This is a genomic window from Nonomuraea sp. NPDC050394 (genome assembly GCF_044459065.1).
Taxonomy (GTDB): Bacteria; Actinomycetota; Actinomycetes; order Streptosporangiales; family Streptosporangiaceae; genus Nonomuraea.
Genome location: NZ_JBITIO010000013.1, coordinates 233,237 through 257,745, shown reverse-complemented (window position 1 = coordinate 257,745; position 24,509 = coordinate 233,237). Strand labels below are relative to the sequence as shown.

Annotated in this window: 18 protein-coding genes; 11 read left to right on the top strand and 7 right to left on the bottom strand. The window is 71.9% G+C overall.

Annotation, left to right across the window (positions count from 1 at the left end):
* Positions 1–85: 85 nt before the first annotated feature.
* Complete coding sequence (locus ACIBKY_RS40100; protein WP_379611692.1) at positions 86–1,111, bottom strand: 6-phosphofructokinase; 1,026 nt, start codon at positions 1,109–1,111, stop codon at positions 86–88.
* 111 nt (positions 1,112–1,222) lie between these two features.
* Between ACIBKY_RS40100 and ACIBKY_RS40095 the strand changes: the two genes are divergently transcribed.
* Together ACIBKY_RS40095 and ACIBKY_RS40090 are read left to right on the top strand one after the other, a co-directional pair.
* A complete protein-coding gene (locus tag ACIBKY_RS40095) occupies positions 1,223–2,674 on the top strand; it encodes an FGGY family carbohydrate kinase (RefSeq protein WP_397105357.1) in 1,452 nt (483 codons plus the stop codon).
* 52 nt (positions 2,675–2,726) lie between these two features.
* The gene (locus tag ACIBKY_RS40090; RefSeq protein ID WP_397105355.1) at positions 2,727–3,452 is read left to right on the top strand and encodes a Clp protease N-terminal domain-containing protein; all 726 of its coding nucleotides are present in this window, start codon (positions 2,727–2,729) and stop codon (positions 3,450–3,452) included.
* Here ACIBKY_RS40090 and ACIBKY_RS40085 read toward each other — a convergent pair.
* Positions 3,447–4,817, bottom strand: coding sequence for a N,N-dimethylformamidase beta subunit family domain-containing protein (locus ACIBKY_RS40085; protein ID WP_397105469.1), 1,371 nt, complete (start codon positions 4,815–4,817; stop codon positions 3,447–3,449). The genes ACIBKY_RS40090 and ACIBKY_RS40085 overlap by 6 nt on opposite strands.
* A gap of 53 nt (positions 4,818–4,870) precedes the next feature.
* Positions 4,871–5,782: a lactonase family protein gene (locus ACIBKY_RS40080; protein ID WP_397105353.1), complete on the bottom strand. Its 912-nt coding sequence runs from the start codon at positions 5,780–5,782 to the stop codon at positions 4,871–4,873.
* 94 nt (positions 5,783–5,876) lie between these two features.
* Here ACIBKY_RS40080 and ACIBKY_RS40075 point away from each other — a divergent pair, with 94 nt between their 5' ends.
* A complete protein-coding gene (locus ACIBKY_RS40075; RefSeq protein ID WP_397105351.1) occupies positions 5,877–6,734 on the top strand; it encodes a GNAT family N-acetyltransferase in 858 nt (285 codons plus the stop codon).
* On the opposite strand, the gene ACIBKY_RS40070 is transcribed toward ACIBKY_RS40075, so the two are convergent.
* On the bottom strand, positions 6,731–8,941 hold the full coding sequence (locus ACIBKY_RS40070; RefSeq protein WP_397105349.1) for an MMPL family transporter: 2,211 nt from the start codon (positions 8,939–8,941) through the stop codon (positions 6,731–6,733). The two genes, ACIBKY_RS40075 and ACIBKY_RS40070, sit on opposite strands and share 4 nt — an antisense overlap.
* 94 nt (positions 8,942–9,035) lie before the next feature.
* Between ACIBKY_RS40070 and ACIBKY_RS40065 the strand changes: the two genes are divergently transcribed.
* Complete coding sequence (locus ACIBKY_RS40065; protein ID WP_397105347.1) at positions 9,036–9,626, top strand: TetR/AcrR family transcriptional regulator; 591 nt, start codon at positions 9,036–9,038, stop codon at positions 9,624–9,626.
* A 9-nt stretch (positions 9,627–9,635) separates the two neighbouring features.
* Here the strand turns inward: ACIBKY_RS40065 and ACIBKY_RS40060 are convergent, their stop codons facing one another.
* Positions 9,636–10,343: an IclR family transcriptional regulator gene (locus ACIBKY_RS40060; protein WP_397105345.1), complete on the bottom strand. Its 708-nt coding sequence runs from the start codon at positions 10,341–10,343 to the stop codon at positions 9,636–9,638.
* 83 nt (positions 10,344–10,426) lie between these two features.
* Here ACIBKY_RS40060 and ACIBKY_RS40055 point away from each other — a divergent pair, with 83 nt between their 5' ends.
* From ACIBKY_RS40055 to ACIBKY_RS40040, 4 genes are all read left to right on the top strand, one after another.
* Positions 10,427–11,560, top strand: coding sequence for a pyridoxal-phosphate-dependent aminotransferase family protein (locus ACIBKY_RS40055; RefSeq protein ID WP_397105343.1), 1,134 nt, complete (start codon positions 10,427–10,429; stop codon positions 11,558–11,560).
* The gene (locus ACIBKY_RS40050) at positions 11,557–14,307 is read left to right on the top strand and encodes an FAD-binding and (Fe-S)-binding domain-containing protein (protein WP_397105341.1); all 2,751 of its coding nucleotides are present in this window, start codon (positions 11,557–11,559) and stop codon (positions 14,305–14,307) included. The genes ACIBKY_RS40055 and ACIBKY_RS40050 overlap by 4 nt, the downstream gene beginning before the upstream one ends.
* 24 nt (positions 14,308–14,331) lie before the next feature.
* A complete protein-coding gene (locus tag ACIBKY_RS40045; protein ID WP_397105340.1) occupies positions 14,332–15,750 on the top strand; it encodes an SLC13 family permease in 1,419 nt (472 codons plus the stop codon).
* Positions 15,751–15,813: 63 nt separating this feature from the next.
* The gene (locus tag ACIBKY_RS40040; protein ID WP_397105338.1) at positions 15,814–16,410 is read left to right on the top strand and encodes a TIGR03086 family metal-binding protein; all 597 of its coding nucleotides are present in this window, start codon (positions 15,814–15,816) and stop codon (positions 16,408–16,410) included.
* Between the two features lie 385 nt (positions 16,411–16,795).
* Here the strand turns inward: ACIBKY_RS40040 and ACIBKY_RS40035 are convergent, their stop codons facing one another.
* The gene (locus ACIBKY_RS40035; protein WP_397105336.1) at positions 16,796–18,487 is read right to left on the bottom strand and encodes a DUF4082 domain-containing protein; all 1,692 of its coding nucleotides are present in this window, start codon (positions 18,485–18,487) and stop codon (positions 16,796–16,798) included.
* Between the two features lie 901 nt (positions 18,488–19,388).
* On the opposite strand from ACIBKY_RS40035, the gene ACIBKY_RS40030 reads away from it, so the two are divergent.
* Positions 19,389–20,273: a helix-turn-helix domain-containing protein gene (locus ACIBKY_RS40030; protein WP_397105334.1), complete on the top strand. Its 885-nt coding sequence runs from the start codon at positions 19,389–19,391 to the stop codon at positions 20,271–20,273.
* 651 nt (positions 20,274–20,924) lie between these two features.
* Here ACIBKY_RS40030 and ACIBKY_RS40025 read toward each other — a convergent pair.
* Positions 20,925–21,143, bottom strand: coding sequence for a DUF397 domain-containing protein (locus tag ACIBKY_RS40025; protein WP_397105332.1), 219 nt, complete (start codon positions 21,141–21,143; stop codon positions 20,925–20,927).
* 169 nt (positions 21,144–21,312) lie between these two features.
* On the opposite strand from ACIBKY_RS40025, the gene ACIBKY_RS40020 reads away from it, so the two are divergent.
* On the top strand, positions 21,313–22,266 hold the full coding sequence (locus ACIBKY_RS40020) for a BTAD domain-containing putative transcriptional regulator (RefSeq protein ID WP_397105330.1): 954 nt from the start codon (positions 21,313–21,315) through the stop codon (positions 22,264–22,266).
* Entirely contained in the window at positions 22,263–24,500 is a 2,238-nt protein-coding gene (locus ACIBKY_RS40015) for a hypothetical protein (protein ID WP_397105328.1), read from the top strand. Before ACIBKY_RS40020 ends, ACIBKY_RS40015 begins: the two co-directional genes overlap by 4 nt.
* The last annotated feature ends 9 nt before the right edge of the window (positions 24,501–24,509 follow it).

The window sequence follows — 24,509 nt, the reverse complement described above, 5'->3', positions numbered from 1 at the left end:
AGCGGTTCGTCTAACCCCGCTGCGTTGAAAGGTACGGCCCGCCACTTGCAAGCCGCTTACGGATGATCACGGTCCGCTTGCACGCTCAGCCGAAGAAGACCTCGGCCTCGGCGTAGCGCTCGTCCGGGACGGTCTTGAGCTCGGCCGTCGCCTCGTCGAGACCGACCCTGACGATGTCGGTGCCGCGCAGCGCGACCATGGAGCCGTAGGCGCCGTCGTGCACGGCGTCGATCGCCTGCAGGCCGAACCTGGTGGCCAGGACCCGGTCGAACGCGGTCGGGGTGCCGCCGCGCTGGATGTGGCCGAGCACGGTGGTGCGGGCCTCCTTACCGGTGCGCTTCTCGATCTCCTTGGCCAGCATCTCGCCGATGCCGCCGAGGCGTACGTGGCCGAAGGAGTCGAGCTCGCCGGTCTGCAGGGTCATCTGGCCCTCGATCGGGTGGGCGCCCTCGGCCACGACGATGATCGGCGAGTAGCGGGTGCGGAAGCGCGACTCCACGTACTCGCAGACCCGGTCGATGTCGAAGGGCTTCTCCGGGATGAGGATGACGTTGGCGCCGCCCGCCATGCCGGCGTGCAGCGCGATCCAGCCGGCGTGGCGGCCCATGACCTCGCAGATCAGCGCACGGTGGTGCGATTCCGCCGTGGTGTGGAGGCGGTCGATGGCTTCAGTGGCGATGTTGACCGCGGTGTCGAATCCGAAGGTGTAGTCGGTGCCCGACAGGTCGTTGTCGATCGTCTTGGGCACGCCGACGACCTTGACCTCGCGATCCCACAACTGCTTGGCCACGCCGAGCGTGTCCTCGCCGCCGATGGCGATCAGCGCGTCGACGCCGCCCGCCGCGAGGTTCTCCTTGATGCGGTCGACGCCGCCCTCGATCTTGATGGGGTTGGTCCTGGACGAGCCAAGTATGGTGCCGCCGCGCGGCAGGATGCCGCGGACGGCCTGGATGTCCAGCGGCATCGTGTCCCCCTCCAGGGGGCCACGCCAGCCGTCACGGAATCCGACGAACTCATGACCGTAAACACTCACGCCCTTGCGGACGACGGCCCTGATCACAGCGTTGAGACCGGGGCAGTCGCCGCCGCCGGTGAGCACTCCAATACGCATGGCGGGTTCCTCCCAATGGGGTTCACGACCCAGAATCGCATTGTGCCCGTGGCCTCGGGCAGTGGTCTAGACCAAATTCACGGCCCAGATTAGTAACAGGAAGGCGGTTCCGTGACTGTTTTGGCCATTGACGCGGGAACGACTGGAGTCATCGCCCTGATCGTGACCGAGGACGGCCGGATCGAGTCCCGGGGATATGAGGAGTTTCCGCAGCACTTCCCCGAACCGGGCTGGGTCGAGCACAACCCGGAGGACATCTGGCAGGCCACGCTCGCCGCGTGCGCGACGGCCCTGCGCGGCGCGGGGACGGCGCCGTCGTGCGTCGGGATCACCAACCAGCGCGAGACCGCCGTCCTGTGGGACCGGCGGACGCTGGCCGCGCCGCGCAGGGCCGTGGTCTGGCAGGACCGCCGCACGGCCGGGGTCTGCGAGCGCCTGCGCGCGGCCGGGCACGAGCCGCGCGTGTCGGAGCTGACCGGCCTGCGCCTCGACCCGTACTTCACCGCCACCAAGCTCACCTGGCTGGCCGAGCGCGACCCCGCCGCGTGGGCGGGCGTCACCTCGGGCCGCACCGCGCTCGGCACCGTGGACAGCTACCTCGTCGCCCGCCTGACCGCGGGCGCGCGCCACGTCACCGACCCGTCCAACGCCTCGCGCACTCTCCTGTACGGCCTGGCCTCCGGAACCTGGGAACCGGAGCTGTGCGAGCTGTTCGGCGTCCCCGAGTCCGCGCTGCCGGAGATCGTCCCGAACCACGGCCCGATCGGCCACACCGACCCGGACGCCTTCCTCGGCCTCGGCCTGCCGATCAGCGGCATGGCCGGCGACCAGCAGGCGGCCCTGTTCGGCCAGACGTGTTTCGCGCCCGGCGAGGTCAAGTGCACCTACGGCACCGGCTCGTTCATCCTCACCAACACCGGCCCGGAGATCGTCCGCTCGGATGCCGGGCTGCTGACGACGGTGGCGTGGCAGAAGCCGTCCGGCGAGCGGACGTACGCGCTGGAGGGCTCGATCTTCGTGACCGGCGCGGCCGTACAGTGGCTGCGCGACGGCCTGGGCGTGATCGGGACGGCGCCCGAGTCGGAGGCGGTCGCCCGCACGGTCCCCGACAGCGGCGGCGTGGTCTTCGTGCCCGCGCTGACCGGCCTCGGCGCCCCGCACTGGAACCCGGAGGCGCGCGGCCTCATCACCGGCATCACCCGCGGCACCACGCGCGCGCACCTGGTGCGCGCGACGCTGGAGGCGATCGCGTTCGAGGTGCGTGACGTGGTGGAGGTGATGGGCGGCCCGGTCGCCGGGCTGAAGGCCGACGGCGGCGCCAGCGGCAACGACCTGCTGATGCAGGTGCAGGCCGACCAGCTGGGCGTACCGGTGGAGCGCCCGGTGATCCAGGAGACCACCGCGCTGGGCGCCGCCTTCCTAGCCGGTCTCGGCTCCGGCGTCTGGGACTCGGACGAGGAGTTGCGCGCGACCTGGCGTCTGGACCGCCGCTTCGAGCCCGGCGCCCGCGACGACGCCGCCTACGACCGCTGGCGCGCCGCCGTCGCCCTGACCAAGCACTGAAATCGTCAACCAGAAGTTGACGTTCGTGCGATCGTCAACCTATCGTTGACGCATGGATGGAACCGTTCGTCTCGACGACATCATCAACGCGATCAAGCAGCGTCACCCCGACGGCGACCCTCTCGGCGAGTTGTCGGACGCCGTGTTCATGGGTGAGCACCTGGGCGAGGTGGCCGACCATCTCATCGGCCACTTCGTCGACCGGGCCCGCCACTCCGGCGCCTCCTGGACCGAGATCGGCCGCAGCATGGGCGTGACCAAGCAGGCCGCCCAGAAGCGGTTCGTCACCAAGGAGGGCTCCCTGAGCGACGACCTCTCCGCCTACACCCGCTACACCGACCGCGCCCGCCGCTGCGTCGTCGGCGCGATGGAAGAGGCCAAGGGCACCGGCCACGACCACATCGAGCCCGCCCACGTCGTCCTGGGGCTGCTGCACGAGCCCGAGGCACTGGCCGGCAGGTGCATGGTCGCGCTCGGCGCCCCCCTGGACACGGTCAAGGAGGCGATGCTCAACTCGCTGCCGCCCGGCACCGGCGCTCCCGGCCCGCAGGTCCCGTTCTCCGCCCAGGGCAGGAAGATCATGGAGCTGACCCTGCGCGAGGCCCTGCGGCTCGGGCACAACTACGTGGGCACCGAGCACATCCTGCTCGGCACGCTGTCGCTGCCCGAGGCGGCCGAGGTACCCGCGCTGATCGTGCTGGAGGGCCTCGGCGTCACCAAGGAGGCGGCCGAACGGGAGATCCTGCGCGTGCTCGGCGAGATCACCGGCGGGTCATAGGCGGCCGGCGGGGCCCTTGGCGAACCTGGTCAGGATGTTCGCGGTGGCGCGGCGGGTGAAGGCGGCGGCGTCCTTGGTGACACCGTGGCCGCAGCGCCGCCCCCGCATCCCGCACACCCAGCGCATGGTCCCGCTGGCGAACACCCCCGCGCCGCCGGGCGCGACGTAGTAGGTGCTGTGGGACACGGTCTGGCGGCCACCGCAGTCGACCGGAGACTCGGCCAGCACCTCCACCGCGCGCGGCGAGCCACGCGAGACCCGGTCCGTCTCCACGCCCGCCATCCCGGGGAAGCGCCGCCCGCGCGTGCCCTCGAAGATCCAGTGGCCCGGCCTGCGCACCACGTAAGCCGCCTCCGCGGGAAAGCAGTCGTACATCTGTCCCACCAGCGAGCTCTCCGGCGCGACGCTGCGCCAGAGCGGGCAGCGCGTCTCCTTGTCGCACTCGACCACCCGCCCGGTCAGCCCGATCTTCCAGTAAACGGCGTTCGCGCCGAGGAAGGCCAGGTTGACGCCGCGGTCGCGGGCGCGGGTGACGGTCTCGCGCATGCCGGCCGTCCAGTACTCGTCGTGACCGAGCGAGACCACGGCCCGCGCCCCGTCCAGCACGCCGGGACGCAGGTCCAGCGAGGTCAGGTAGGCGAGGCGGACGCCGCTGCGCTCGGCCACCTCGATGGCGTCCTTCTCCAGGTCGAGGAAGAGGCGGGCGCCGTTGGTGTCGTAGGGGCGGTCGAAGGTGACGGCCCGGGAGCGGGCGGCGAAGCCGCCGGGTCCCTCGTAGAGGTTGCGGCCGCCCCAGCGGTTGTAGGCCTGCCAGGTGGTGACCGCGTTGACGATCACGACGCGCCCGGAGGTGGCGGCCGACCTGACGGTGATCGGCACATACCGCTCGCCGCCGGTGGAGGCGTCCAGGCGCAGCAGGTAGGCGCCTTCCGGCCAGCCGGCCGTGTGCACGCTCAGGGACGGCTTCCAGTGGGCGGCGGTGACCATGCCGGCCGCGCCGGTCCTGGGCGCGGCCTGCCGTACGCCGGAGACCTGGCCGGAGGCCCACACCTGCGTGACGGGCGCGCCCATGCGGAAGGCCCGCACGGTGAAGCGCGGCGCCGTCGTGGACACGCGCAGCCCGAACCGCTCGCCCGGCAGGACGCTGACGCGGTCGGCGTAGCCCTCGATCTCATGCTCGGCGCCCTGCCCGGTGATCCGCCACGGGACCGCGCGCGGCGGAGCGGCGGCGTCCGGCGGCGCCGCGGGCGCCGCGGGCGGGGCGACGGGGGCGGGGGTGGCGGCGGTGCAGCCGGCGGCCAGGGTCAGGGCCGTGGCCAGGGTCAGCGTCGCGGCCACGGCCGGGGCGGCGGTCGGGAAGAGCATGCGCACGAGCGCTCATGATCACCGGCGCCGCCCGGGGGCGCGGGCGGCTTTGCCTACACCGGCAGCACGCAGGCGGGACTCTTGACCGCGATCGTCTCGCCGGTGGGAGCGGGCAGGCCGCCGTCCAGGGTGAAGGCGTCGACGGTGCCGGAGTTCTGGTTGGCGATCCAGAGGGTGTCACCGGCGATGGCGAAGTGGCGCGGCCAGTCGCCGCCGGAGGGGAGTTCCGCGAGCTTGTCCCCGTCGGCGGTGAAGACGGAGAGCGTGTTGGGGCCGCGGTTGAGTATGTAGAGGCGGCCGCCGGCGGCGTCGACGTGGGCGGGGAAGTTGACGCCGGCGGCGGCGCTGGCCGGTGCCCGCCACAGTTCGCGCCAGCCGTCGGCGTCGTAGGCGCGCAGGGTGCCGTCGAGCTCGCCGGCCACGTAGACGCGCCCGTCCGGGGTGAAGACGAGGTGGCGGGGGCCCATGCCGGGCGCCAGGCGCACCGGTTCGAGCGCGTCGCCGGTCAGCGTGTAGCGGCGGATCTCGTCGGTGCCGAGGTCGGAGACGTGGAGCACGTCGCCGTGGAAGACGCACTGGTGGGCGTGCGGGCCCCGCTGGCGGTCGGGGTGGGGGCCGGAGCCCTGATGGGGCAGCAGGATCGGCTCGCCGGTGAAGCGGCCCTCGGCGTCGAGGTGGTGCAGGCTCGCGACGCCGTCGCCGTAGTTGGCCGCGGCCAGCAGCGTGCCCGACGGGTGCACGGCCAGGTGGCACGGGCTGTCGCCGCCGCTCGGCCGCCGTCCGGTCTCGCGCAGGCCGCCGCCGGTCGCGTACGACAGCAGCACCCCCTCGCCGAGCTCGCCCGCGGCGTACAGGACGGGCAGCACCGGGTGCGCGGCCAGGAAGGAGGGGGACGGGGCCGGGGTGATGCCTTCACCGGCGGTGAGAATGCCGTCCCCGTAGGAACCGACGTAGAGCTGCGTCACGGGAGAATCCTCTTCATGGTTGACTAGGGCAATGAGTTCGTTGACGGAAGCAAGGGTTTCTGAGGTCAGGGCCTTCAACCGGTTCTATACGAAGGTGATCGGCGTCCTGCAGGCAGGGCTGCTCGACTCCCCTTACTCCCTGACCGAGGTGCGGGTGCTGTTCGAGATCGCGCACGCCGGTGAGCTGGAGACCGGCGAGCTGCGGGCCCTGCTCGACCTCGACGCGGGCTACCTGAGCCGTATGCTCGCCCGCTTCGAGAACGACGGCGTCATCTCCCGCCGCCGCTCCCCCCACGACGCCCGCAAGCAGCTGGTACGGCTCAGCCCCCTCGGCGCCGCCACCTTCGACCGGCTCGACGAGCAGGCGGCCGGCGAGGTCGCGGCGCTGCTGGCCGGGCTGACCGAGGAGGACCAGCGGCGGCTGGTCGGCGGCATGGCCCTGATCCGCCGCCTGCTCGGCGATCCGGCGGCGACGGCCGGGCGGGAGCCGTACCTCATCAGAGCGCCCCGCGCCGGGGACCTGGGCTGGGTCGTGCAGCGCCACGGCGCCCTCTACGCCGAGGAGTACGGCTGGGGGCTGGCCTTCGAGCAGACCGTGGCCGGGATCTGCGCCGCCTACTCCCCCGAGCGCGACGCCGGCTGGATCGTCGAGGTCGACGGGCAGCGGGTGGGCTGCGTGTTCTGCGTGCGCAGGGACGAGGAGACGGCGCAGCTGCGGATGCTGCTGGTCGAGCCGTCGGCCAGGGGGCTCGGCATCGGGCAGAGGCTGGTCGGGGAGTGCCTGCGGCACGCGCGGGAGCGGGGGTTCAAGCGGATCATGCTGTGGACGCGCGACGACCTCGTGAGCGCGCGGCGGATCTACCAGGCGGCCGGGTTCGCGATGGAGTCGGAGGAGAAGGGCGAGGAGAACGGCGTCGCGGTGACCGAGCAGATCTGGTCGCGCGCGCTCTAACCCTTCCTGGGCCACCAGTTCAGCGGTCCGGCCAGGCGCATGGCCGCCGGGACCAGGATCGCCCTGATCACCGTGGCGTCGGCCAGGACGGCGATCGCCATGCCGACGCCCAGCATCTGCACGAACGACACGCTCGCCGTCGCGTAGGCGGCGAACGAGGCCGCCAGGATGCCGCCCGCCGCCGAGATCAGCGGGGCGCTCTTGCGCAGGCCCGCCGCGACCGCGCGCGTCGTGTCGCCGGTGCGGTCGTACTCCTCCTTGATCCGCGACAGCAGGAACACCTCGTAGTCCATGGACAGGCCGTAGGCGACACAGAGCATGAGGATCGGGATGCTCGCGTCCAGCGTCCCGGTCGCGGTGAAGCCCAGTGGCCCGGACAGGTTCCCCTCCTGGAAGATCCAGACGATCGCGCCGAACATGACGCCGAGGCTGAGGACGTTGAGGAGGGTCGCCTTCAGCGGGATGAGCAGGCTGCGGGTCATGGCGAACAGCAGGACGAAGGTGACGCCCAGCATCAGGGCCAGGACGAGGGGCAGGCGCTCGACGATGGAGGCACGGTAGTCGGCCAGCTCGGCCGGGTAGCCGCCGACCAGCCGCTCGAACGGCGCGGGGGTGGCGCGGACCGCCGCCACGAGGTCGACCGGGTCTCCGGCCAATGCCTGGGCGGACGGGACCACCGACAGCCACGTGCCCCGGCCCGCGGGGCCGAACCTGGCGGGCTCGCCGTCGCCGGTCCGCTCACCCCGCGCGTAGGAGCCGGCGGCGGAGTCGACCTGGGCGACGCCGGGCAGGCGGGAGAGTGTAGCCGCATATCGCGAAATGTCGCCTGCTTCTGACATGTCGCCTGATTCGGAAACACCGCCTGGCGGGGTGCTTGTGGCGACGATCTGGATGGCGTCGGTCTCCTCGGCCGGGAAGTTCTGCCGGATGACGTCCTGGGTCTGCCGAGCGGGCGCGGACGGCGGCAGGATGCGGTCATCGGCGGTGCCGAAGTTCAGGCCCAGGAACGGCGAGGCCAGCACGAGCAGCGCCGCCGTGGCCGCGCCGCCGTACAGAAGCGGACGCCGCATCACGCGCACGGCCAGCCCGTGCCAGAACCCCTCGCCCCGCACGGACCGCTCCCGCCTGGGCAGGAAGGCGCCCCCGGCACTCGCCAGCACGGCCGGCAGCACGAGCACCGCCACCGCCACCCCGCCCACCACGACCGCGATCCCCGCGTACGCGAACGAGCGCAGGAACCCGAAGGGCAGCGCGAACAGCACGGCCAGCGACGCCGCCACGGTCAGCCCGCTGAAGATCACCGTCCGGCCGGCGTGCTCCACCGCCCCGGCCACCGCGTCGGCGCGCTCGCGCCCGGCCTTGGTCTCCTCGCGGAAGCGGGCGATGACGAACAGGCAGTAGTCGATGCCGAGCCCGAGGCCCATGGCGAGCGTGAGGTTCAGCGCGAACGTGGACACGTCGGTGAAGACCAGGACGCCGCGCAGCAACGCCAGCCCGACCGCCATCGCGAACACCCCGGCCAGGATCGGCACCAGCGCCGCGACCGCCCGCCGCAGGTACCACCACAGCAGCGCGAACACCAGCGGGAAGATCACCAGCTCGGCCCTGACGAAGTCCTGCCGGGCCAGCGGGACGGTCTGGCGGAACACCTCCTCGCCGCCCCCGGCCCGCACCGCGGCCACTCCGGCGACGCCCTCACCCATCCTCGGTACCAAAGCGGGCAGGATCGTGCCGCGCACGTGGTCGGCGTCGCCGGGGACGCGGACGACGATGAGCGCGTGCCGGCCGTCGCCGCTGCGCAGGGTGGCGGGGTTGCCGCGGGTCCAGTAGGAGGCGGCCTCGGCCACGCCGGGCGTGGCCTTCGCGCGGGCGGTGAGCTCGCGCCCCGCGGCGGCCACGGCCGGGTCGTCCACGCCGCCCTTGACCGCGGTGACCAGGAAGACCACGTCGGGGCTGCCGGTCTGGAACCGGTTCACCAGTTCGGCCTGGGCCCGGTCCGACTCCGAGCCGGGCGCCTCGAACCTGGCCAGCGACAACCTCGGCACCGCTCCCGCCGCCAGCGCGGCGGCGGCCACGAAGGCGAGGAGGGCCAGGGACAGGACGAGGCGGTGGCGCCGTACCAGGAAATATCCCAGCTTGCGGAGCCTGGGTGGTGGCGGTGCTTTCGCGGCGCCTTCGCGGCACGGACGGGTCGGCACGGCGGTCATGAGACTTCTCCCCGAAACTCGGTAAACTGCTCGTGTTTTGCTGTCCCAGCCAGAAATACAAGTAAATGCTCGCATTTGTCAACGAGGTGTGCCCATGACCGAGCGACCCGTCCGCAGGCAGGCGCGCGGGCTCAAGCGCATGGCCGAGATCCTCGACGCCGCCGAGCTGGTGATCGCCGAGATCGGCTATCCGGACATGACGACCAACCACGTCGCGGCGCGGGCGGGGCTGTCGCCGGGGTCGCTGTACCAGTTCTTCCGCAACAAGGAGGAGATCCTCGACGGGCTCGTCGTCCGCTACACCGACGAGCGGCAGGAGTTCTGGGCCGGGCGGCTGGCCGCGCTCACCCCGGAGGTGCCGCTGGAGGCGCTGGTCGGGCAGCTGGTCGACGAGAGCGTCGCGTTCAAGTCCCGCGCCCCCGCCTACTGGGCCCTGTTGTACGGCTCGGCCACCGGCGACCGCCTGGCCTCGGCCGCGGCCCGCCTGCACGCGGCCATCGCCGCCAACGTGGCCGCCATGCTGCGCCGGCGCTCACCCGATCTGCCGCAGGCGCGCGCGCTCACGCTGGGGACGATGGCGGTGGCGATGGTGAAGGCGGTGATGCCGCTGCTCTCCACGTCCCCGGACCCGGACGAGCTGGTCGCCGAGCTCAAGACCGCCCTGACCCGCTACCTCGCCCCCTGAACGCGGGGGTCAGAGGGCGGCGGCGATCCGGGCGGCGGCTTCGGTGACGAGCTTGCCGTACTCCGGGCGCAGCTCGCCGGTCATGCGGGTGGCGGGGCAGGAGACGCTGACGGTGGCCACCGGCCCGTCGGCACCGAGGACGGCGGCGGCCACGGCGGCGATGTCGGAGCGCCACTCCCCCCGGTTGGCGGCCCAGCCCTGGGCGCGGATCGAGGCCAGTTCCTCCCGCAGCTCGGCGGGGTCGGTGATGGTGGCCGGGGTGTAGGACTCCAGCTCAGGCAGTTCCCCGGGCAGGTGGGCGAGTACGGCCTTACCGTTCGCCGAGGCGTGCAGCGGCAGCCGGATGCCGAGCGGAAGCACGATGCGCAGGGGCTTGTCGGTCTCCAGCCGCTCGATGAGCACGACGGCGTCGCCCTCCGGGACCATCAGGTGCACGGTCTCGCCGGTGCGCTGCCGCAGTTCCTCCATGACCGGCAGCGCCACGTCGCGCAGTCCCAGCTCGGCGCGCCGGCCGACCTGCAGCGCCTTGGTGGTGACCAGCCAGCGGGTGACCTCGCCGCCGGCGGGCCGGATCCAGCCGGCCTCGTGCAAGGTGCGCAGCGAGCGCTGCACCGTGCTCTTCGGCAGTCCGAGCGCGCGCGACAGCTCACCCACGCCGATGGGCTGGCGGGCGGCGACCTCTTCGAGAGCGCGCAAAGCGTTGACGACGTTCTGCATCCATTGACTCCTTCGACGACCCGCTTCTAAGGTTAGTGAACCGCACCACGGCACGCTGTGCCGCTACACGGCACGGAGGTATCGTGCACTTCCTGCAGATCCCAGGCCCCACCAACGTCCCGCACCGCGTCCTGCAGGCGATGGCCCGCCCGACCATCGACCATCGCGGACCGGAGTTCGCCGAGCTCACGCTCGACCTGCTCCCCCGCCTCGCGTCGGTCGTCCAGACCGGCGGCGACGTGGTCGTCTACCCGTCATCCGGCACCGGCGCGTGGGAGGCGGCGCTCGTCAACACGCTGTCGCCCGGCGACCGGGTGCTGGCCTTCGAGACCGGGCACTTCGCCATGCTCTGGTGCCGCATGGCCGCCAAGCTCGGGCTGGAAGTCGACCTCGTCCCCGGCGACTGGCGGCACGGCGTGGACCCCGACCTGGTCGCCGAGCACCTGACCGACGAGACCGCCGCCGTCATGGTGGTGCACAACGAGACCTCGACCGGCGTGCGCAGCCGGGTCCCCGAGATCAGGGCGGCGCTCGACCGCGCGGGGCACCGGGCGCTGCTGCTGGTCGACACGATCTCGTCGCTGGGCTCCATCGACTACCGGCACGACGAGTGGGGCGTCGACGTCACCGTCGGCTGCTCCCAGAAGGGCCTGATGCTCCCGCCCGGCCTGGCCTTCAACGCCGTCAGCCCCAAGGCGCTGGACCACCAGGGCCGCCTGCCGCGCGCCTACTGGGACTGGCGGCCGATCATCGAGGCCAACCACTCCGGCTACTTCCCCTACACCCCACCCACCAACCTGCTGTACGGCCTGGCCGAGGCACTGTCCATGCTGGAGGAAGAAGGACTCGCCCAGGTCTTCGCCCGGCACGACCGGCACGCGGAGGCGACGCGGCGGGCCGTACGGGGATGGGGGCTCGAGGTGTTGTGCGCCGACGAGCGGGAGTACTCCAGCGCGCTGACCGCGGTGGTGGTGCCGAACGGGTTCGACGCCGACGAGGTGCGCCGGATCGTGCTGGAGCGCTTCGACATGTCGCTCGGCACCGGCCTGGGCAGGCTCGCCGGGCGGGTCTTCCGCATCGGCCACCTCGGCCACTTCACCGACCTCATGCTCGCCGGCACGCTGAGCGGCGTCGAGATGGGACTGCGGGCGGCCGGGGTGCCGATCAAGGACGGCGGCGTCCAGCAGGCCCTGGCCTACCTGGAGGGCGGGGCGTGAGCCTCGCGCGGACGCTCGGGCCGCTGCTGGCAGGCGAGGTCAGGGACGACGACTACACCCGCCACCTGTACTCCTCCGACGCCAGCATGTACGCCATCGAGCCTCTGGCCGTCGCCTACCCCAAGCACACCGACGACGTACGCGCGCTGGTCACGGCCTGCGGCGGCCTCGGGGTGCCGGTGCTGCCCAGAGGCGCGGGCACGAGCCTGGCCGGGCAGACCGTGGGCGCGGCGGTGATCGTGGACTTCTCCCGGCACATGAACCGCGTCCTGGAACTGGACGGCGACCTGGCCCGGGTGCAGCCCGGCGTGGTCCAGGACCAGCTCAACCGGGCCGCGGCCAAGCACGGGATGATGTTCGGTCCCGACACCTCGACGAGCAACCGGGCCACGATCGGCGGCATGATCGGCAACAACTCCGCCGGCAGCCACTCGATCCGCTACGGCTCGACGATCGACCACGTGCGGGCCCTGAACGTGGTCCTGGCCGACGCCTCCACGCCCGACCTGGCCACGGACGGGCGGCTGCGCGCCGGCGTGGACAAGATCCTGGAGAACCTGGACCTGGCGGGCTACCCGCGCTTCTGGCGGCACTCCGGCGGCTACCGGCTCGACCGGGTCACACCGGACGACCTCACCCCGCTCGTCGTCGGCTCCGAGGGCACGCTGGCCATCGTCACGGAGGCGACCGTGCGCCTCGTGCCGCGCCCCACGACGCGGGCGATCGCCGTAGGCCACTTCACCGGGACCCTGTCCGCCATCGCCGCCACCCACGACGCCCTCGCCCTGGACGCCGCCTCCGTCGAGCTCATGGACAAGGCCATCCTCGACCTGTCCCGCCAGAGGGTGGACTACGCCCGGCTCGGCGACATCCTGGAGGGCGATCCGGAGGCGCTGCTGTTCGTGGAGTTCTTCGGGGACGACGCGGCCGCCAAGGTGGACGAGCTGGCCAGGGCCTGGAAGGCGGGCGGGCACGGATACCACACGCTCCGGGCCATCGACAAGGAGCGGCGCGAGGCCGTACTGAAGGTGCGCAAGGCCGGGCTGGGGCTGCTGATGGCCTCCAGCGTCGGCAGCCGGCGCCCGCTGGCCTTCGTCGAGGACACCGCCGTGCCGCCCGAGGCGCTGGTGCCGTACGTGGCGGAGTTCGAGAAGATCCTGGAGCGGCACGGCATGAAGGCCGGCTTCTACGGCCACTGCTCCGTCGGCTGCCTGCACATACGCCCGTTCGTCGACCTGCGCGCCCCCGGCGAGATCGCGGCCATGCGGGCGGTCGCCGAGGAGGTCGCCGAACTGGCCGCCCGCCACGGTGGCGTGAACTCCAGCGAGCACGGCGACGGCCTGGCCCGCTCGGAGTTCAACGAGAAGCTGTTCGGCCCGGCCGTCTACGCGGCGATGCGGGAGGTCAAGCGGTTGTTCGATCCCGGCAACCTGCTGAACCCCGGCAAGATCGTGGACGCCGCCCCGATGACCGAGCACCTGCGCGACCCCTCCCGCCCCGAGCCCCCGCCTCTGCGGACGGCGCTGGCGTTCGCGGACGGCATGCACGCCGCCGCCGACCGCTGCATGAACATCGGCGCCTGCCGCAAAGAGGACACGGGCGTCATGTGCCCCTCCTACATGGCCACCCGCGAGGAGGAGCACTCCACCCGCGGCCGGGCCAACGCCCTGGTCAAGGCGCTGTCCTCACCCGACCCCCGGGCGGCGCTCGGCGAGGAGCGGCTGCACGGCATCCTCGACCTCTGCCTGGAGTGCAAGGCGTGCACGTCGGAGTGCCCGCTCGGCGTGGACATGGCCTCGCTGAAGAGCGAGGCGCTGCACCAGTACCACCAGACCCACGGCGTGCCGCTGCGCTCGCGGCTGTTCGGCGCGATCCGCACGCTCAACCGGCTCGGCTCGGCCACCGCGCCGCTGTCCAACCTGCTGGCCGCCCCGCTGCGCGGCGCGCTGGGCCTCGCCCGGCAGCGCCCGCTGCCCCGCTTCGAGCGCGACACGCTGCCGCGCTGGCACGCCCGCCGCACCCCGGCCCCCGGCCGGCGGGGCGAGGTCATCCTCCTGGCCGACTCCTTCACCTCCTTCACCGAGCCCGCCATCGGCCGGGCCGCCGTCGAACTGCTGGAAAAGGCCGGCTACACGGTACGGCTGGCCGCCGAAGGCTGCTGCGGCCGATCGAGCCTGTCCAAGGGCCTGCTCGACCGGGCGAAGAGCATGGCCGAAGCCATGGTCGGACGCTTGTCGGCCTCGGACGCCCCGATCGTCGGCCTGGAGCCGTCCTGCCTGCTGACGCTCAAGGACGAGTACGCGGCGCTCCTGCCCGGCGACCCCCGCGTCCAGGCGGTGGCCGGGCGCGCCCGCCTCGTACCGGAACTGCTGCTCGAAGCCATCGACGACGGCGCGCTGCCGCTCGGCGACGCCCTCAGCGGCCGCACGATCCTCTTCCACGGCCACTGCCATGAGAAGGCCGTCACCGGCACCGCGGCCACGCGCGAACTGCTCGCGCGCATCCCCGGCGCGCGGGTGAGCGAACTCGACGCCGGCTGCTGTGGCATGGCCGGATCGTTCGGGTTCGAGGCCGAGCACTACGAGTTGTCCATGAAGATCGGCGGCCTGCGGCTGTTCCCTGCCGTGTCCGCCACCACCGAGGACACCCTGGTCGCGGCCACAGGGGTGTCCTGCCGCCAGCAGATCGCGCACGGCACCGGCCGCACCGCCCGCCATCCCGTCGAACTCATCCGCCTGCTGACCTGACTCGGGGGAGAACGGAGTCATGTCATGTCCGCCGAACTTCTGTCCATACTCGCCCTCATCCTGATGTTCGTGGTGGCCACGGCCTTCCCGGTCAATCTGGGAGCCCTGGCCCTCGTCGGGGCCTTCCTCGTCGGCACGCTCGCCGCCGGGATGGGCACCGACGACATCCTCGGCGCCTTCCCCGGCAGCCTGTTCGTGATCCTGGTCGGGGTGACGCTGCTGTTCGCGATCGCCACCAACAACGGGACCGTCGACTGGCTCGTGCGCGCCGCCGTCCATCTCGTGCGCGGGCGCATCGTGGCCATCCCGCTGGTGATCTTCGCGATCGCCGCGCTGCTCACCGCGGTCGGCGCGCCCGCGCCCGCCGTCGCCGCGATCCTCGCCCCCATCGCGTACGGCTTCGCCGCCCAGTACAAGATTCATGCCCTGCTCATCGGCCTCATGGTCGCCCACGGCACGCAGGCCGGGGCGTTCTCCCCGATCTCGGTGCTGGGCGGCATCGTGAACGGGGTCACCAAGGAGGCGGGGCTGCCCAGCTCGAACCTGGTGCTGTTCCTGTCCAGCTTCGCCTTCAACGCGGCGGCGGCGGTCATCGTGTTCCTGATGTTCGGCGGGCCCGCGCTGGCCCGCCGTACCGCGTCCGACGGGCCTTCCGAGGAGGAGGTCGCGGAGGAGGCGCTCGCGGAGGAGCACGGCGGGGCGTCCGGCGCCGGGGTTCCCGGCGGCACGGCTCCTGGCGGCACGGTTTCCGGCGGCACGGTTTCTGGTGGCACGGTTTCTGGTGGCACGGTTTCTGGTGGCGGCGGGACTGCCACGATCGCCAGGCCCGGGACGGGCCTGCGGCTGACCGCGCACCAGGCGCTCACGCTGGCCGGGATCGTGGGGCTGTGCGCGGGGGTGCTCGCGTTCAAGCTGGACCTCGGCCTGACCGCGGTCACCATCGCGGTCATCCTCTCGCTCACCTCGCCCAAGGCCAACAAGGGCGCCGTCGAGCGGGTGGCGTGGCCGACGGTGCTGCTGATCTGCGGCGTGGTCACCTACGTGGGGGTGCTGCAGGAGATCGGGACCATCGACTGGGTCGGCACGCACGTGGCCGCGATCGGCGTCCCGCTCGTGGTCGCGCTGCTCATCTGCTACGTGGGCGGCGTGGTGTCGGCCTTCGCCTCGACCGTCGGCATCCTGGGGGCGCTGGTGCCACTGGCGGTGCCGTTCCTGTCGCAGGGGACGCTCGGCCCGATCGCGATGATCGCGGCGCTGTCGGTGTCGTCGGCGATCGTGGACGTCAGCCCGTTCTCGACCACGGGCGCGCTGCTCGTGGCCAACGTCCGGGGCATGGACCGCGACGTCTTCTACCGCAAGCTCCTCGGCTACGGCGCCGCCGTCGTGGTCATCGGCCCGCTTGCGGCATGGGCGCTGCTGGTGGTGCCGGGCTGGCTCGGCTGACGCCGCCTTGACTGACCCCTCGCCAGCCGGTAGAAAACCAGTAGGTTATAGAAACGAGGGGTTATGAGCGAGATAGCCGACGTCTACCGGCGCCGGGCCGACGCCTTCGAGGCGAAGGTCGCCGCCGTCAAGCCGGAGCAGTGGTCAGCACCGTCGCCCTGCGCGCAGTGGACCGCCCGCGACGTGGTGGGGCACATCGTGGACATGCACGCCGTCATGCTGAGCCCGGTCGGCCGCGCGCTCAGCCCCGCCCCCTCGGTGAAGGAGAACCCGCTCGCCGCCTTCCGCGCCGCCCGCGCGGACGTCGAGGCGCTGCTCGCCGATCCGGTCGCGGCCGCGACCGAGTGCGACACCCCGGCCGGGCGGTTCACCGCCGCCCGGCACGTCAACGAGGTCATCAGCGCCGACCTGCCCCTGCACGGCTGGGACCTGGCCAAGGCCACGGGGCAGAACGCCACGATCGACCCGGAGGACGTACGGCAGTCCTGGGAGTCGGTCTCCGCGCTGCCGCCTGAGCTGATCGAGCAGTACCGGACTCCGGGGGCGTTCGGGCCGGGAGTGGAGGTGTTCGGGCCCGAGTTCGAGGTCGGGCCCGACGCCTCCCCGCAGGAGCGGTTGCTCGGGCTGATCGGCCGCGACCCGAACTGGCAGCGCCCCTGACCGCTCGCGCGCCTCCGGGGCCCGCGAGCTCTCGCCGGGCCGCGTTGACGGCGCCACCACGCGTCATGCCGTCGGTGCGCGCCCGTACGGCCCACCGGCCCCATGCCGGGCACCGCGACCCTGTCCAGGCTCGTCCGCCAGAGCGGACCAGGCATCTTCGTCGAGTTGGCGCGAAAGACCATTGCGCCTCGGGCTGACGCCCGCCGGGCCTGCCACCTCGGGCGAGCGGAAGTCCGTTCCCGGGACTACGACAGAGTGCGCCCGCCCGGTGCGGCAGGGGCGGCCGCACCTGCCGCGCCTGCCGCACGGGTTCCCCGGGGAGCCGGGTGGGGGCTGCCGGGGAAGGTGGGCGGCGGGGGTGGAGGCCCGCCGCCCGGGTGAGGGGTCAGCCTGCCCCTACGGCCTGGCCGCCGTCCTCCCAGCGGTTGTTGCTCCACAGGTTGCCCTCGGCCTTGGCGTCGAAGTGGGCCATCGGGCCGTAGTACCCGCATTTGCTGAAGACCTGGCGGCTGAAGACGTTGTCCTTGATGACCACGTTGTACGGCGAGTACGGGTGCTCGATGTGCTTGGCGCCGCCGTAGATGCAGTAGCCGCCGCCGGCGAGCAGGTTGCCGGTGACCTCCACGTCGTGGATCGGGCCGAAGACCGGGCTCAGGATGATGGCCGAGGTCTGGTTCTCCGGGTTGATGATCGTGTTGTGGCGGATCACCAGCTTGTTCTTTTCCTTGTTGCCGTTGGTCTGGATGCCGTCGGTGTGGTCACCCGGGTTCGCCTGCCACATGTCGTGGATGTAGTTGTCCTCGATGACTCCGGACTTGGCCATGATGGCGGCGTTCGACGTGGTGTGGATGTTGTTGCGGCGAACGGTCATGTCGCCGGTGCCGTCGTTCCAGATGCCGATGTCGAGCTTGGTCTTCTTGTTCGAGCCGATCTCGCAGTTCTCGACCGTGAGGTTGGTGTGGCCCGCGCGTAGCTGGATGCCCCAGTAGCCGCCGACGATGATCCTGCAGTTGCGGATCGTCACGTTGTCGGCCCAGATGTCGAAGCCCTCACTGACCTCCACCCCGTCGAAGACCTCGCCGTCCTGCTTGACCTCGCCGCCCTTGATCTTCCTGAACGTGGAGATGGTGGGGCCGGTGTTGCCCTCGTTGGGGAAGCCGGTCATGGGGGGCGGGTCGGTGGGCTTGGTGGGCGTACTGGTCGGCTTCGTGGGCGTGCTCGTGGGCTTGGTGGGGGTGCTCGTGGGCTTGGTGGGCGTGCTGGTCGGCTTCGTGGGGGTGCTCGTCGGTTTGGTGGGGGTGCTGGTCGGTTGCGTCGGGGTGGTCGTCGGCTTGGTGGGAGTGCCGGTCGGGGTCACCGTGGGGGTGGTCGTCGGCTTCGTGGGGGTGCTCGTCGGCCTGGTCGGCGTGGTCGTCGGCGTCGCGGTCACCGTGGGCGTGGGCGTCGGCCTGCCGGTCGGGGTGGGGCCGGATGACGGACGGTAGTTGAAGATCACGTCCGTGAAGTAGTTGAACTTGGCCGGGTTGGCGTAGGAGGGGAAGCGGGAGCGCTTGCCGTACGCGAAGACGCCGTTACGGTCGGACGGCGCGGACAGCGGGCCGGAGACGACCGGCTGCGAGAGGCCGCCGCGCTGGGCGACGTAGGTGCCGTGGCGGGTGTGGTACGAGGCGGTGTAGACGGCGCCCGCCCAGACCGGGACGGGGGTGCCGAAGAGCGCCGTCTGCCATCCTTCGCGGGTCTCGCCGGTGAACTGCACCCTGGCCAGCGCGCGGCCCCTGGCGTCCCAGAGGGTGCCGACGTGGCGGCCGCGCTCGCCGCGCGGCTTGTAGAAGCGGATGCCGGCGATCTCGCCGTTTCTGTCGGCGGTGAAGCGTACGCCGAGTTCCAGGGGCATCCGCTCGGCGCGGCGCGGGGCTGTGACCGGACCTTTGTTCCACAGGCTCGCCTGAAGCGTGTCGGGTGCGGTCTGCGCCCGCATCTTTTCGGCTTTCTGCGCCTTCTGCGTTTTCTGAGCCTGGCGGGCCGACTCCCCCGCCACGGCGCTCGTCGTCGGTATGGCGACAAGCGCGACGGCCACGAGCACCCCTAACGCCAGTCGCGATCTTTTACGCTTCGACCTGGCAGCATGAGATCCCACTGTTCGGCGCTCCGTCGTTTGAGGGTATCCGAATTTATGGATTTGAGATAACCGCTTTCGAGCCCTCGTTCTAATCTCGGCGCCAGATCATACCGAGGCTTTAAGTGGGCGCACGGGAAATACGAAATTCCCGTCTATTTACGCATGCCCCCCACAGATCACCCCCACCCCACCAGACACGGTACGGCCCGCATCCCCACCTCCCGGCCCGCAACCAACCCCCGGCCCGCAACCAGAGACCCGCACCCCGCAGGCGGACGCCCGGAAAGGACACCTCCCACCGTCGGGCCCGCCACGGACTCGACGCCGCTCCACCCCGCCACGCCCGCCGCGACCACCCCGTCGCGCCCTGGCTGGCCCCTTCTGCGCCGCGACAGACCGAGAGAACCCCACCCACGCCACCCGATCGCGCTCCACCCAACCCACGCCACTTAACCCACGCCACCCGACGGGCGCACAGAGGCCCACGCGCGATGCGACAGGCCCGAGGCGCCGGGCCTGCCAAGAGATGCGCGAGCCCGGCCGCACCGAGCAGCGCGAGACAAGGGGCATGAGGGGTGGGGCTGAGGAGAGGGGTGGGGGTGGTGGGGCGCGCGGGAGCATAGCGAGGTCATGGGGCCCGGGGTGGGGTTGCGGGTGAATCATGCTAAGTCGCTATGAGACATATATTTCGGTCTTTATACCGCTAACTGGGGAGCTGCCACCTGTACGGTGGTTGACTACCCACTGAATCACCCACAAACTCGCATCATATTGAATCATGTCGAATCACTGCGCATCGGACACGCGCGGGGGTTTCGGACGATGCGGGAGGCACGTGCCTGTGGTGACGGACGACGGTATGGATCCGCAGATCAAGCGGCAATGGCTTGGAGCAGAGTTGAGGCGTTTGCGTGACATGGCCGGCGTCTCCGGACGAGATCTCGCCGAGCAGATCGGGATCAGCCAGTCCAAGGTCTCGCGGATCGAAGCCGGTGCGGCGATGCCGTCGTTCTCGCAGGTGATGGCGTGGGCCGAGGCGGTGAACGCGCCGGATGACACCCGGCAGGTACTCGCCTCGCTGACCCAGGCGGCCTTCACCGAGGTGCAGACGTGGCGGGCGGCCCTGCGTAACCGGCCGCATCTGCAGGGGGAGATCCAGAAGCTGGAGCGGAGGGCGCAGGTGATTCGTACGTTCCAGCCGGCGCTCGTGCCCGGGTTGCTGCAGACGGCCGAGTACGTGAAGCGGGTGCTGACGTTGTTCCAGCCCGGGTACGCGGAGGACAAGCTCGCCACCGTCCTCGCCGCCCGGCTGGACCGGCAGCTCGCGTTGTACGACGAGGCCAAGCGCTTCGAGTTCCTCATCACCGAGGCGGCCCTGCGATGGCGGCCGGGGCCGCCGCGCCTGCTGCTGGCCCAGCTCGACCGGATCGCGTCGCTCAGCACCCTGGAGAACGTCTCCATCGGCCTCATCCCGCTCGCCACCGAGGCGGTCACCAGCATGGCGCACGCGTTCGTCATGTTCGAGGCGGACGGTGGCGCGACCGGCGACGAGCACGAAGACGAGGAGGAGGACGGCGCGGTGGTGACCGTGGAGACGGTGCACGCCAACCTGGTCGTCAAGGGGACCGAGAGCGTGAGCCTCTACCACGACCGGTGGACGTCGCTGCGCCGGATGGCGGTCTTCGACGACGAGGCCCGGTCCTTCCTGTCCGAGATCAGCACCACCATCCGGGCCGGAGGCTGAACCATGCCCACACCACCCTTACCCCCCGCCCCACGCCCACCGGACCCGGCGCCACACGCCCAAAAGCCGCCCACCCCCAGTCCGTCCACCCCCAGTCCGTCCACCCCCAGGCCGCCCACCCCCGGGTCGTCCAGCCTCGGGTCTACCAGCCCCAGGTCGGCCACCCCCGGGTCGTCCAGCCTCGGGTCTACCAGCCCCAGGTCGGCCAGTCCCGGATCGTCCAGCCTAGGGTCTACCAGCCCCGGGTCGGCCAGTCCCGGGTCGGCCAGTCCCGGAACGGCAAGCCGGAGCACTGCCGGGCCAACCAGGGCCGGGCAGGAGGCGGTCGGGTCGAAGGCGGTGGTCGGACAGGAGGGGGTCAGACCACAGGCCGTCAGACCAGGGACCGTCAGACCGCAGGCTGTCAGACCAGGGACCGTCAGACCGCAGGCTGTCAGACCAGGGACCGTCAGACCGCAGGCTGTCAGACCGCAGGCTGTCAGACCGCAGGCTGTCAGACCGCAGGCTGTCGGACCTGGTGCCCTCCGGCCGGGGGTGGGCTGGGGGTGTGGGGGTTCCGCGCGAGGGCCGCGTGCGACGTGGGTGCCCGGCCAGGCGTGGTCCGAGTCGCGGCCGTCCGGGTGGGGGTCGCCCGGACGGCCGCTCAACGCGTCAGGCGATCGCGGCCCACCCACCCGGCACGTCGAACTCGCCGGCCTTCACCGCCCCGGTGAACTCCTCCCACTCCTTGCCGTCGAACAGCAGCACCGGCCCGTGCGGGTCCTTTGAGTCGCGTACGGCCACGACCTGCACCATGGCCACCTCCACGCAGGTGCCGCCCTCGCACGCGCCGCGGAACTCCACCGGCGTCTCCAGCGTGATCCTGCTCATCTCGAGCCCTTCCCTTCCTGGTGTCGGGTGTTTCTTCCTGACTCCAGAGTCCAAGGCTTCACTGGCAACCATCTGGCCGTGACCTGGGAATACTCCGAAGTTCTCCTGGGCCGCGCCAAGCCGTTGCTCCGGATTTCCGGAGACCTTTCGAAGGAGGTAGACGAGGGAAATGACAGCGGAAATAGCGGTCCGCGAAGGCCCGCCGCCGGTGCTGAGCCTGCTCGGCCCGGTGGAGGTCCTGCGGGGAGACTCGCGCTTCTCCCTGGGCGGCCCGCAGGTCAAGCGCATGATCGTGGCACTCGTGGAAGCCGGGGGCAAACCCCTCTCCCACGACAGATTGAAGGAGTGGGTCTGGCAGGGCCGGCCCGCCGACGGTTACCCGGCCGACGCCCTGCACGGTCTGGCCAGCGCCGTACGCAAGGCGTTCAAGGACGCGGGGATCACGGCGGCGCTCGGTAAGGAGGGCCTGTCCTACCGGCTGCGGATCGCCGACGAGCACGTGGACGTCCGTCTGTTCCGCGAGGAGGTACGGCAGGCCGTCCACCTCCTGGCCACCGGCGAGGACACCCCCGCGGTGCGGATGCTCAGCCAGGCGCTGGCCCGCTCGAAGGGCGAGCCGCTCACCGGCCTGGACGGCCGCCTGATGGGCCGGTACCGCGAGGCGCTGAGCACGGAGGTCACGCAGGCGCGGCTGGTCCTGGCCGCCGCCCGCATCAAGGGCGGGGATCACAGCGAGCAGATCGCCCCGCTCAAGGCCGTGGTGGAGCAGGACCGGAACAACGTGGCCGCCGCGTGGCTGCTCATGCACGCCTACTTCCGCGACCACCGCTGGGAACTGGCCCATCGGGTGCTGCAGGGCGTGCCCAGTGCTCCGGAGTTCCTGCGCGACCTGGAACGCAGGATGCTCAAGTCGGACCCGGACCTGTACCGGCCCGAGGCGATCGACCTCCCCGGCACGCCGGCGCCACCCGTCACCGTGACCCGCGCCGACCCGCCGGAACCCGGCGCGCCACAACAGCCGGCGGCCCCTGGTAGGCGGGACACCGTCACCAACAACACTTACGGCGACGGCGCCATCCACTCCTACCATGCCGACACCATCAACCTCGGGAACCGGCCATGACCGAGCTCATGCCGTACGGCGGGCCGTACCGGAAGGAAGAGCCGCGACCCGACCCCCCGCGGGACCAGAACGACCCCCCGCCACGCGAGGAACCCGAGCCCAGCGCCGAGGAAGAACAGCGCCAGGCCGACACCGAGCGCGGACGGCGGGCCGACGGTCTGCGGTACCTGTTCGGCCCGGCCTGGTACGCAGGCCCCGGCGGCGCGGGCCGCGACCACACGACGTCCTGGGCCGCCCGCGACGTGCACACTTACCACGCCGACACGGTCAACATGCACACCGTCTACCAGGTCACCCAGGACTTCGTCACGCCTCCCAGGTTCGGCGGGCTGACGCGGGACGACCTGGACCTGCGCCACCGGCTCCATGTCGGCACCGGCTCCGACGAGTGGCTGCGCGCGAGCGTGGCGCGGCATCGGGCGGTCGTGCTGTGCGGGGAGGCGTCGACGGGGCGGCGCGACAGCGCGTTGCGGGTGTTGTCGGCGATCGTCCCGGTGCCGCGGGCGCACGAGTTCCCGGTGGAGATCGCCGAGGTGGGCACGATCGAGGCGCTGTTCCCCGAGCCGCCGGGCGATCCGGCGCCAGGCCGGCTGGCGGGCTGGCGCGTGGAGCCCGAGCGGGCCTACGTGCTCGACGCGTCCGGGCTGGGCGGGCGGGTCAACCGCGCCCATCTGGACGCGCTGAAGCGGGCGGCGGGCAGGCGGTCATGGGTGATCGTGCTGGCCGCCGGGCCCGCCCTGGCCGAAGATCTCCACGGGGCGGCGGAGGTGGTCACGCACGAATGTCCCGACCTGCTGAGCGTGCTGGAGAACCACCTGTGGGGACGGCTGGAGGACGCGGCGGCCGAGGTCATGGAGAACGCGCGCCGCCTGCTGAGCTCCGACGCCCTCCTGCTGGAGGTGGGCACGCTGCGGTTTCCCGCGGAGGCGGTACGCCTGTCCGGCGACCTGGCCATCCAGCTCCTGGCGGGCACCTCGGCCGGGGACGTGCTGACCCGGCTGCCGGGGCGGCGCAGGGAACGGCTGCGCGCGTGCTTCCACGACGTCGATCCCCGGTATCTGGCGCTGCCGCTGGTGGCCGCCGCCGTGTTCCAGGGGCAGCCGGTCGGGAAGGTCGTGCGCGCGGCGGACCGGCTGCGGGAGAGCATGCCGGGCCAGACGATCCCGCCGAACCCGTTCCTGCGCTCCCTGCCGGAGAACCTGGACGTCTTCGTCAGCGGATTCAAGGGCATGGACGAGGAGGCGGCCCGGCGTGGCCGCGACCCCCGGGTGATCCTGCTGCCCGAGTCACTCGGCCGGGACGTGCTGACCGTGGCCTGGCGCGACCTGCCGGGCCTGCGGGCCACGATCCTCGGCTGGCTGCGGGCGCAGGCCGAGCAGGAGGATCCGGCCATCCGCGTCCAGGCCGCGCAGGCCGTCGGGATGTTCGCCGTTCTCGACTTCGAGCACGTCGCCGGCTCCACGCTGCTCCCCTGGCGCGACTCGCCCAGCCCGCTGCACCACCGTGCCTTCAGCCTGGCGCTGGAGGCCGCCGCCGGCGCCGACCAGCGCACCGCCGAGCGGGTCCGCCGCCTGCTGAACCCGGGTGCTTCGCGGCCGGCGCCCGGCGCCCTCATCGACGCGTACGGCACGCGGATCGGCGCCCTGTTCCCCGGCGACGCGCTGCGGGCGATCGACGACCTCCTGCACGAGGCCGCCACTGACGCCGGCCCCGGGGACGGTGCCCGGGTGGCGGCCGAGGTCGGGCTGTCCAGGATCGCCCGCGTCGTCACCGAGATCTTCGCGGGCGGCGCGGCCCACCAGGTCCTGAACCAGCTGCGCGGATGGTCGGGCGGGCCGCGGGACGGCAGGGAGCCGGTGGCGGCGTTCGTCCGGCGCAAGGTGGCGGTGCGCGCGATGGTCCGCGTGGCCAGGTTGCCCGCGCCGGGCACGGCCGTACCCCGTACGCCCGCGCTGCTGCGCATGCTGGCGGCCGGCGAGGTCTCCGCGGCCGGGGTGCGCCCGCTGTGGCAGCTCAGCCTCGCCGACCGGGACATGGGCGAGAGCGCGTGGCAGGTCCTGCGCCGCTGGGTCGAGGCGGCGGACGGCGACGAGGCCCTGGTCGAGCCGGTACGCGAGCTCGTGGTCCCGCTCGCCACCCGTAGCCGCCTGGAGCGCAAGCGGTTCTACCACCAGATCGAGCAGTGGAAGCGGCGCCGTGGGGGCGCCGCGTTCCAGGCATTCCCCTATATCTGACACTTGAGG